The sequence below is a fragment of the Nocardia sp. NPDC059236 genome, assembly GCF_042754085.1.
In the GTDB taxonomy this organism is placed as follows: domain Bacteria; phylum Actinomycetota; class Actinomycetes; order Mycobacteriales; family Mycobacteriaceae; genus Nocardia.
Genome location: NZ_JBHZAF010000003.1, coordinates 663,484 through 672,294 on the forward strand (window position 1 = coordinate 663,484; position 8,811 = coordinate 672,294).

Sequence of the window (8,811 nt, forward strand, 5' to 3'; positions counted from 1 at the left end):
ACCTGTGCTCCTTCGACTAGCGCTTGCGGGGTCCGCGTGGACGCCGCCTGGTCGTCACCCGGGGCACCCCACCGCCGCGCGAGGGTTGCCGATCAGCGAGCCGGGGCTCGAACATGCTGATACTCGTGACCGTGGGCAGAACGGTAGCCGCGGCCACCCCGCGCCGACACCATTCGAATCACCCTGATGCCAACGACCCGTCCGCACCGACGAGAGGAAAGCCCTTGCCACCCCTGCAAATTGCCGTCTGCGGCCCCAGCACCTGCACCGATACCGAGTCCACGGCCGCCCGCGAGGTGGGCCGGCTGCTCGCCGCGGCGGGTGCGACCGTGCTGTGCGGCGGCGGCTCGGGTGTGATGGCCGCCGTCGCCGAGGGCGCCTCCGGCGCAGGCGGACTCGTCCTCGGCATCCGCCCCGACACGGATCGGGACGCGGTCTGCCGGGGCCTGTCCGCGGCGATCTATACGAATATGGGCGAGGCCCGCAATGCGATCCTGGTGGCCTCGGCCGACGCGGTCATCGTCATCGGCGGCTCGTGGGGCACCCTGTCCGAGCTGGCATTGGCGAACCACCGCGGTATTCCGGTCGTATCACTGCGCGGCTGGCAGGTACGCGATGCCGACGGCCACGCGGTCGACGCCTCGATCCCCGCCCTCGACCCCTCACACGCCGTGGCCCTCGCGCTCGCCCCGCCGATCTATCCGTGAACGCCCGCACCGCGCGCGGCCGGTGCGCCGAGAACGGTTGCGAGTCAACCGGTTACGTGGCGAGGTGGGCGGCCAGCCAGCGCGGGAACTCGGTCAGATCGCCGAGCACCACATCCGCGCCCGCGGCCGACAGTTCCTCGGCCGCATAGGGCCCGGTGGTCACCGCCACCGACACCGCGTCGGCCACCTTGGCCGCCCGCACATCGCCGAGATGATCCCCCACATAGATCGAGGCCCCGCGCTCCCGCAGCACCTCGCCCTTCTCCTCCGCCCAGGCCCCGCCGACCAATTCGTCGACCGCCAGCCCGAGATGATCGAGATGCAACTGTGCGTGCGGCCCGTTCTTCGCCGTGATCACCAGCACCCGCCCACCGGCCCGATGCACCGCCGCCAGCGCGTCGACCACCCCCGGCAGATGCTCCGCCGCGTGCACCGCCAGATCCGGATACAACTCCCGGTACATCGCGACGATCCCCGGCACCTCGTGCTCCGGAAACCACTGCGCCGCCTCGTGCGCCAGCGGCGGGCCGAGCCGCGACACCACCAGCTCCGAATCGATCGCCACCCCGGTCCTGGCGGCCACCGCATCCCACACCGCCGCAATCCCCGGCCGCGAATCGATCAGCGTCATATCCAGGTCGAACCCGACCACCAGCCCACCGGTGACTGCACCCGAACGATCAACACTCACCCCCAGACCCTACGACCCACGTCCACCCACCCGACCACGGCCACACCCGACCACCGTCGCACCCACTCAGGACCGTGCACGGCGCGATACCCGCCGACCGCGCCGACCCAACCGGTGCAGCCCGGGCGCCGAGTAGGCCGGCACCATCCGCGCTCGCCCGGGCTGCGGCATCTATGGGATCCGGTGTGACGACCTGGGCAGCAGGCTCGCCCGGGACGAAAATAGCGGGCATGTCGGTTGCGACCCGAATTAGGCTCGGGCGCATGCCAAGTGATCAGGGAACGCTTTTCTGTGGGACGGAGCTGGCGGCGCGGATCGAGCGGGTCGAAGCGGAGCTCATTGCGAAGGGCAGTGCGGCGGCCGCGGACCGGGTGGGAGTCGATGCGGGGTTCGTACTTCCGGTGGCGGGCGGGGTGGCGTCGTTTGCCGAGGACGGGTCGCCGCTGAACAAGGTTGCCGGGCTCGGATTCGCGGGGATACCCGAGCCGTCGGAACTCGACGAGATCGAGCGGTTGTTCGCGGCACGGAAGACGCCGGTACAGGCCGAGGTCTCGCAGCTCGGCGATCCGGGTGTCGGCGAACTCCTCACCGCGCGCGGTTATCTGCTGGTGTCGTTCGAGAACGTGCTCGGGCTGGAGCTCGGCGGCGAGCGTGCCGCGGTGGTCGCCGATGGTGTCGACGTGAAACCCAGCGGTGCGGACGAGTTCGACACCTGGCTCGAAGTGGTCGCGGAGGGGTTCGCGCATCCCGATACCCAGGGTGTGGCGTCGCACGAGGAATTTCCGGCCGATGTCATCGCCCGGGCCATGCGGGATCTCACCGGCGCGGCGGGGGTGCGGCGGTATCTGGCCCGGCGGGCGGGGCGGGTCGCGGGCGGCGCGAGCCTGCGCATGTCCCAGGGCGTCGCCCAGCTGACCGGCGCGGCAACCGATCCCGCGCATCGGCGGCACGGGGTGCAGTCGTCGCTGCTGTCGGTGCGCCTCGCCGAGGCGACCGCGGCGGGCTGCGATATCGCGGTGGTGACCACCCAGCCCGGCTCGAAGTCCCAGCAGAATGTGCAGCGGCTGGGCTTCGGGCTGCTCTATACGCGGGCGATCCTGGTCAAGCCCTGATCAGCCCGGCAGCCGGTGCGCGGCAATCGGTTTCAGGTGTTCGCGCAGCAGGTCGCCGTCGTCGCCGAAGAGCTGGGCGTCGGTGTCGACGGCGGTCTGCACGCCCTGGCTCGCCAGTTCCCGTCCGGCGGAGGTCAGTTCGATGCGCAGGACCCGGGCATCGGCCGGATCGGCGTGACGAAGGAGCAGGCCGCGCTCCTCCAGCCCCCGAATCACCTTGGACGCCATCATCCGATCCGAACCGGACATGTCGGCCACCTGCTGCTGGGTCGGCAGCTCGCCCTCCCGGCTCAGCCAGCCCGCCGAGGCCAGCAGGTTGAACTGGGTGGGGGTGAGGCCGAGCGGGCGCAGATTGCGCTCCAGCGTCGCCCGCCACTCCAGCGCGGCGTGGTGCAACCAGAAGCCCGGGCTCATGAGCGGTCCCCGCGGCACGCCACGCGCCTGCCGCGGAGTTCCCGGCGCCCGCCCCGATGATTCAGCCACGCCGTAGCGCCTCCTGCTCCAGTGCCGCGAAGGTCAGCGGCATGTCCGCGCGCATGGCCTTCTCCCAGACGAGTTTGAACAAGGGCCCGAACAGCCCGTGCACCTCGACATTCTCGGCTACCCGCACGGTGCCGTCGCCGAGGGCCTCGTAGGTGCGGTGGCCGCGCAGCTTCCCGAACGGAATGCCCGCCTCACTGGTCCACGACTGTCCCGGCTCCACGGCGACAATGGTGAACGGCCCCGCCGGCGCCCCCTTCGGCTTGACCCACCCGGTGGTCCCGGCCGCGAACTCGCCGTCGATGCGGGACTTCTCCTCGTGCGGGTCCCATTGCGACCAGCGGGCCACATCGGTGGCGACCGCCCAGATCTTGTCGATGTCGCCGGTGATCACGGCCTCTTCGGTGAACGAGTACATCATGACTGCCATCTCCCCTCGGAAAATTCTGTTGTTGCGACAACAGTAACCGTAGTCGCGACAACAATCAACCCTTACGGCGATTCGATCGCCGCCCGCGACAACGGGGCCCGGTGACAGACGGCATCGATATGCCGCCGTCACCGGGCCCCGGTCACCCTCTACGGGGCGAGGGCGTAGCCCAGCGGGCGCGTGGTGAACGTGCCCCGGCCCTGTGTGCGACTGCGCAAACGGGTTGCGTAGCCGAACAGTTCGGCCAGCGGCACCGTGGCCGTCACCACCACGACGCCGGGGCGGGTGACCGAACCGGTCACCCGGCCGCGCCGGGCGGCGAGGTCACCGAGCACCGCGCCGACATGGTCCTCCGGCACGGTCACGGTCAGCTCCACCAGCGGCTCCAGCACCGCCATGGCGCTGGCGCGCAGGGCTTCCCGCAGCCCCAGGCGGCCCGCGGTGCGGAACGCCAGCTCCGACGAATCCTTCGAATGCGTCGCGCCATCGGTGAGCGTGACCCGGACCCCGGTGACCGGATGACCCGCGAGCGGGCCCGCCGCCAAAGCGTCCCGGCAGCCGGCCGCCACCGCGCGGACGAACTCCGCCGGCACCCGGCCACCGACCACCGTCGAGTCGAACTCGAATCCCGTTGCCCCGGGCTCGGATTCACGCAGCGGCTGCACATCGAGCACGATGTGCGCCCACTGCCCGGCGCCGCCGTCCTGCTTGGCATGCCGGTAGGTCAGGCCCCGGACGCCGCGCACCACGGTCTCCCGGTACGCCACCTGCGGCCTGCCCACGGTCACGCTCAGCCCGCGGTCGCGGCGCAGCTTCTCCACCACGACCTCGAGGTGCAGTTCGCCCAGTCCGGCCAGCAGGGTCTGCCCGGTCTCCGGGTCGGTCCGCACCGTCAGGGACGGGTCCTCCTCGGCCAGCCGGGCCAGGGCCACCGCCAGCTTCTCGGTATCCGCGCCGGTCCGCGCCTCGACCGCCACCGACACCACCGGCTCGGTGGGAGCCGGCGGTTCCAGCAGCACCGGGGCGTCCGGCGCGCACAGGGTCGCGCCGACCCGCACGGCCTTCGGGCCGACCAGCGCGACGATGTCGCCCGCCACCGCGGCCTCGACCTCCGCGTGCCGGTCCGCCTGCACCCGCAGGATGCGCGCGACCCGCTCGCGACGACCACCGCCCACGTCCAGCACGGTGTCGCCCTTCCGCAGGACGCCCGAGTAGACGCGCACGAAGGTGAGCCGCCCGGTCGGCGTGGCATGCACCTTGAAGGCCAGTGCCGCACACGGTTCCGCCGGATCCGCGGCGCGGACGTCGTCACCGGCCCCGGCCGCGGGCCGGTCCAGCGGTGACGGCAGATACGCGACCACGGCGTCGAGCAGCGGCTCGATGCCGATATCGCGGTAGGCCGCGCCGCACAGCACCGGCACCACCTCGCCGGAGAGGGTGAGCTCCCGCAGCGCGGCGGTCAGGGTCTCGGCGGACAGGCCGGAGCGTTCGACGAACTCCGCCAGCGCCGCCGAATTCCGCTCCGCCACCGCCTCTTCCAGTTCACGCCGGCGTTGCGCCACCTCGTCCGCGAGGTGATCCGGAACCGGTCCCGCCACGAGCCCGTCCTCCCACGTGAGGGCACACAGGCGAACCAGATCCACCACGCCGGCGAACGCGTCTCCGGCGTACACCGGCAGCTGGACGAGCACCGGAACCGGATGCAGCCGTTCGCGAATCGACGCGACCGCGGCCGCCAGGTCGGCCCCGGCGCGATCCATCTTGTTGACGAAGGCGATCCGGGGCACGCCGTAGCGGTCGGCGCGCCGCCACACCGATTCGCTCTGCGGCTCCACCCCCGCCACGGCGTCGAAAACCGCCACCGCGCCGTCCAATACCCGCAGGGACCGCTCGACCTCATCGGAGAAGTCGACGTGCCCCGGGGTGTCGATGACGGTGAGCCGGTGCCCGGCCCACTCGCAGCTCACGGCCGCCGCGAAAATGGTGATGCCCCGATCCCGTTCCTGCGGATCGAAATCGGTGACGGTGGTGCCGTCGTGCACCTCGCCGCGCTTGTGGGTCATCCCGGTGAGAAACAGCATCCGCTCGGTCACCGTGGTCTTCCCGGCATCCACATGCGCGAGAATCCCGAGATTGCGAACGGCTGCCAAAGATTGTCGAGAAATGTTGGTACGCACGGTCATACGTCCTTCGTGCTGATCCGGAACAGAACAGCGCGATTCCCCCGGACAGGGCAGACGCCCCGGGGGTACTCAGTACCGGCCGCGCAGCCGGCACCGAGCCGGCGAAGACACCAGGATCACCTCGAAGCGCGGGCGGGCCACGACGACGTCGCGATGAACGCGCATGATCGGCCCCTTCCTGCTCTCGAGTTCGGCGGAACCTCCCGCTCCGCCGTGCGACCGTAACAGTGCAACGTTTTCGGTGTCGCGTGAATTTCCCAGGGGCCCACTCGAGCTCGGTCGGCGCTACATCGACAGATGCCCGGCATGGATCACGGCCAGATTCGCGACAACCAGGACCGGGAAGGCGATCGCGGCCGTCCGATGTCCCAGCCGCCAGAGCCCGGCGGCCGCACCGCCGAACACCACGACCTTGGTGGCCACCGCCGCCACGGGGATCGAGAAACTCGCCTGCGGTGCGGCGAACATGCCCCACAGCACCATGGCCGCCAGGGCGACGCCGCCACCCAGCAGCACCTTGGCGATCCGGCCGCGACCGGTGCGCACGCCCCAGTAGGCCAGTGCGCCGACGGCGACGAGTTCCAGCACGAAGGCGAGGGTCAGGTTGACGGCCGTCCAGGCGGTGGTGATCATGTCTACTCCGAGATCGGTGCTCTCAATTAAGACCAATGATCACCCACCGGGAGCACCGAGTCAAGAGCAGCGCTCTCGCTTTGCGATCGGAGGCGGAAATGCCAAGGGCCCCCGGCACAGTGCCGGGGGCCCTTGGACGGCGAGGAGAGCGGAGGCGCTGGATTATCTACCCAAAAGAATTAGAAGGAAGCTCCCCCATGGCCTCGCCGCGCACCACGCTAGCAGTCATGCCGGGATCAGGTCACCCAGGTTTTCGAGAGTGAACACCCGCGACCCCTCCGGCAGCCCCTCCGGGCGCTCCAGGCCGATGAAGGTGACCGGCTCCTCGAAAGTCTGTCCGTCCCAGCGGATCACGTCGTCGGCCATCAGGCCCGCCAGGTAACCCACCGTCAGATACCGGCGATCCACCAGGGCCCGCGCCAGCGCGGTCGCCGAGACCTGGTTGTTCTCCACCGCATTGAACTCGGGCTCGCCCGCCAGGTGCAGATGCAGCCACTTCACCCGCCACCCGCCGCTCGGCGCGCGAAAGAAGACCAGCGGCAGGGCGACTCGCCCGGCACCCCGCAGCTCCGACTTCATGCGCACGGTGCGCGGCTCGTAGGGCAGGCCCTGCTGAGCGCCGTCGCGCAGCATGAAGCCGAAGAAGGATTCCGCCACCTCATCGAAACCCTCACCGGCGAACACATTCACCTGCGGCACAATGGCGTGCGCCGACACCCGCCCCAGCTCCAGCTCGATGAACTCCGACGCACCCTCGGGCGCGGCGGTGATATCGCCGGAGTGCACACCACCCACCGTCGTGAGGTTCGTGTACGAGAGCCAGTCCTCCAGCTCGTAGTTCTGGTCCAGCAGCAACGCGGACAGGTCGAAGTCCGTGCGCGCCTCCCGCTCCCGCCAATAGACGAAGAACCGCAGCCGGTCGCCACTCACCGGTGACACCGAGCCGCGCGGCAGCACGCCCAGGCCGCCGCCGATCGCCTTGCCGCTCAGGGGAAGCGCCACATCGACGACATCGGGATCCAGCACCAGGCGGGTCGGGGCCGGAAGTCGCCGCCGCAATTCCGTGTCCAGCACATCCCGCAGCCGGTCCAGGACGGCGGGATCGATCGGCGCCCGCTCGTCCGGCACCACGCGGCCCCGGCCCAGCCGGTTGGCGAAGACGCGCTGGGCGACACCCGCACGGTTGTCCACATGCTCACGCACGGACAGGATCACCCGCGCCGATACCGCGCTCACGGTCTCCTCGACCGCCGCGAGCACGGCCGCGCGCTCGGAATCCGCTGCGCCCATCCGCAGCAGCCGATCGAGGGACCGGAACAGCAGCCCGGGCGCGGCCCGCAGCAGCTGCGCGGCGCCCGCGACATCACCGGACGCCAGCAGCGCCTCGAGCCGCGACGCGAACGACGGCGCGTGCTGCTCTCCGCGGGCGACCGCGAAAACCTGTGCGGCATACGCCCACTGCGGAAACTCGTGCGGATGCAGCCGCTCACCCAGGCGCTTCCACGCCTCACGATGTGCGGCCACATCACCGAGCCGGGCCGGCCGGGCGGCGATCGCGACATCCAGGGCCGCCAGCAGACCACGGCGAGAACGCCGCGACAGGGAGCGAAAACGAGTGGCAGCCAGCAGCGAGACATCGCCGCCCGACAGCAGGCAGGCCAGGCGCAGGACATCGGTGACGGTGTCCACCAGCAGATCCACGCCGCCCGCCAGCCGGACCTCATTGATGATCGCCCGATTCTCGCGCACCGGAATCGATTCCGGCTGCGGGCCGCGGGCACAGTGGAGCGCGAGCTCCCGCAGGACAGTGAGGTCCTCGTCACCGAGGGGTGTGGCCCGGCCCGCGAGCGACAGGTAGAGCGCCGACACCTCGCCCTCGACCGACTGTCCGGCATGCAGAACCGTCACCCGGTCACCGGCGGACGCGATCAATTCATCATGTGCGGCAGCCATTTCGCCATAGCTGTGCTGATAGCTCCCATACCGGGGCAAAGCCAGCAGGTTCAGCACCCCCTGCGCCAATCCCTCGGACACTGCGGCCGCCGCCAGCTCGTCACCGAGCGCATCCAGCAGGCAGTCGGTCCAGAACTCCACCGTGTCGGGCACATTCGCCGGAAAGTCCTTGAAGTACACATTGTGCTCGACATGCGCGCCGGCCATCCGGCGCACTATCGGCAGCACCCGCACCGCGATATCGAGCACCGCCCCCGGCGTCAGCCCCGCCAGCCGCGCGATCAGATCCCCGGAAAGCTTGAACCCCACCGACATCAGCACGGCATCGAACTGCCGCACCACGACCTCGCCGGACCCTGCCGGCCCTTCGACACCGGGCAGCCGAAACGTACGGCTGATCACCAGCTCATCCAGATCCCAACTCACCCAGGCATCTTCGCAACCTTCGACGCCCCGGCCCACCGCATTACGCGCCGGCCGAGAAATACCCAGGAAACGCAAAAGGCCCCCAGCATGAGCTGGGGGCCTTCGCGAAGGATGTTCCGGCGGTGTCCTACTCTCCCACACCCTGTCGAGTGCAGTACCATCGGCGCAGGTGGCCTTAGCTTCCGGGTTCGGAATG

Annotated in this window: 8 protein-coding genes and 1 riboswitch; of the genes, 2 read left to right on the forward strand and 6 right to left on the reverse strand. The window is 70.2% G+C overall.

Annotated elements, in window-relative coordinates:
• Window positions 1-14: 14 nt before the first annotated feature.
• Window positions 15-131: riboswitch (SAM riboswitch) on the reverse strand.
• A 93-nt stretch (window positions 132-224) separates the two neighbouring features.
• Window positions 225-707 (forward strand): TIGR00725 family protein, encoded by a 483-nt coding sequence (locus tag ACFXIV_RS12120; RefSeq protein ID WP_379404223.1) that lies wholly within the window; start codon window positions 225-227, stop codon window positions 705-707.
• A gap of 52 nt (window positions 708-759) precedes the next feature.
• On the opposite strand, the gene ACFXIV_RS12125 is transcribed toward ACFXIV_RS12120, so the two are convergent.
• Window positions 760-1,398 (reverse strand): HAD family hydrolase, encoded by a 639-nt coding sequence (locus ACFXIV_RS12125; protein ID WP_379404224.1) that lies wholly within the window; start codon window positions 1,396-1,398, stop codon window positions 760-762.
• Window positions 1,399-1,661: 263 nt separating this feature from the next.
• Between ACFXIV_RS12125 and ACFXIV_RS12130 the strand changes: the two genes are divergently transcribed.
• Entirely contained in the window at window positions 1,662-2,510 is an 849-nt protein-coding gene (locus ACFXIV_RS12130; protein WP_379404225.1) for a GNAT family N-acetyltransferase, read from the forward strand.
• Here ACFXIV_RS12130 and ACFXIV_RS12135 read toward each other — a convergent pair whose 3' ends face one another.
• The 5 genes from ACFXIV_RS12135 to ACFXIV_RS12155 all read right to left on the reverse strand — a co-directional run bounded on the left by ACFXIV_RS12135 (window position 2,511) and on the right by ACFXIV_RS12155 (window position 8,615).
• Window positions 2,511-2,993: a MarR family winged helix-turn-helix transcriptional regulator gene (locus ACFXIV_RS12135; RefSeq protein ID WP_379404226.1), complete on the reverse strand. Its 483-nt coding sequence runs from the start codon at window positions 2,991-2,993 to the stop codon at window positions 2,511-2,513.
• The gene (locus ACFXIV_RS12140) at window positions 2,986-3,420 is read right to left on the reverse strand and encodes an SRPBCC family protein (RefSeq protein WP_379404227.1); all 435 of its coding nucleotides are present in this window, start codon (window positions 3,418-3,420) and stop codon (window positions 2,986-2,988) included. Before ACFXIV_RS12140 ends, ACFXIV_RS12135 begins: the two co-directional genes overlap by 8 nt.
• 149 nt (window positions 3,421-3,569) lie before the next feature.
• A complete protein-coding gene (gene fusA, locus ACFXIV_RS12145; protein WP_379404228.1) occupies window positions 3,570-5,603 on the reverse strand; it encodes an elongation factor G in 2,034 nt (677 codons plus the stop codon).
• Between the two features lie 285 nt (window positions 5,604-5,888).
• Window positions 5,889-6,236, reverse strand: a complete 348-nt coding sequence (locus tag ACFXIV_RS12150) for a YrdB family protein (RefSeq protein ID WP_379404229.1) — start codon at window positions 6,234-6,236, stop codon at window positions 5,889-5,891.
• Between the two features lie 225 nt (window positions 6,237-6,461).
• Complete coding sequence (locus tag ACFXIV_RS12155) at window positions 6,462-8,615, reverse strand: TerD family protein (RefSeq protein ID WP_379404230.1); 2,154 nt, start codon at window positions 8,613-8,615, stop codon at window positions 6,462-6,464.
• Window positions 8,616-8,811 lie beyond the last annotated feature (196 nt).

Excerpts from the sequence above, each read along its gene's own strand:
- fusA (WP_379404228.1), bottom strand. The coding sequence starts at position 5,603 with ATGACCGTGCGTACCAACATTTCTCGACAATCTTTGGCAGCCGTTCGC.
- ACFXIV_RS12140 (WP_379404227.1), bottom strand. The coding sequence starts at position 3,420 with ATGGCAGTCATGATGTACTCGTTCACCGAAGAGGCCGTGATCACCGGC.
- ACFXIV_RS12130 (WP_379404225.1), top strand. The coding sequence starts at position 1,662 with ATGCCAAGTGATCAGGGAACGCTTTTCTGTGGGACGGAGCTGGCGGCG.
- ACFXIV_RS12150 (WP_379404229.1), bottom strand. The coding sequence starts at position 6,236 with ATGATCACCACCGCCTGGACGGCCGTCAACCTGACCCTCGCCTTCGTG.